The 592-nt window shown below is 51.4% G+C and carries 2 tRNA genes and 2 rRNA genes; all 4 read right to left on the bottom strand.

The features are described from left to right. Positions 1 to 98: ribosomal RNA gene (locus tag KJS63_RS25875) — 23S ribosomal RNA — on the bottom strand; the annotation flags it as partial. Positions 99 to 293: 195 nt separating this feature from the next. After that, positions 294 to 369, bottom strand: a tRNA-Ala gene (locus KJS63_RS25870). Between the two features lie 18 nt (positions 370 to 387). Beyond that, positions 388 to 464, bottom strand: a tRNA-Ile gene (locus KJS63_RS25865). A 33-nt stretch (positions 465 to 497) separates the two neighbouring features. Next, positions 498 to 592: ribosomal RNA gene (gene rrf / locus KJS63_RS25860) — 5S ribosomal RNA — on the bottom strand; the annotation flags it as partial.

The raw sequence follows: 592 nt of genomic DNA, 5'->3' as shown, positions 1-592 counted from the left end.
GCTTGCTTACAGCTCCCCGAGGCAGTTTCGTTGTTCGCCACGTCCTTCTTCGGCTCCTAGCGCCTAGGCATCCTCCGTGTGCTCTTAGTAGCTTAACCAATTGCTCCGGTTGGTTGACCAACCTTCGCGCTACCTTAGATACTTCACTTGTTTGCACAAGTTCAGCTTAAAGGAATTCTAATTTACGCAATTTCGTTTCGTTATCTAGTTTTCAAGGATCAAAATCGGAAATTTCAGCGCGGCCACATTGCTGTGACGTTGGAAATTCACGAGTGAAACTGATGCAATCTGTATGGTGGAGCCAAGCGGGATCGAACCGCTGACCTCCTGCTTGCAAGGCAGGCGCTCTCCCAGCTGAGCTATGGCCCCATATGCTATAAAGTTAAATGGTGGGCCTTAGTGGACTCGAACCACCGACCTCACCCTTATCAGGGGTGCGCTCTAACCAGCTGAGCTAAAGGCCCATAATTTGTTAAATTGTAACCCATTAGGGTTGCGCTTGGCGACGTCCTACTCTCCCAGGACCCTGCGGTCCAAGTACCATTGGCGCTGGAGGGCTTAACGGTCGTGTTCGGGATGGGTACGCGTGGAA

Origin of the sequence: Paenibacillus sp. J22TS3 (genome assembly GCF_018403205.1) — a bacterium.
Lineage (GTDB): Bacteria > Bacillota > Bacilli > Paenibacillales > Paenibacillaceae > Fontibacillus > Fontibacillus tuaregi.
Note: the sequence above shows the minus strand (reverse complement) of the source record. Positions and strands in the feature narration are given on the sequence as shown.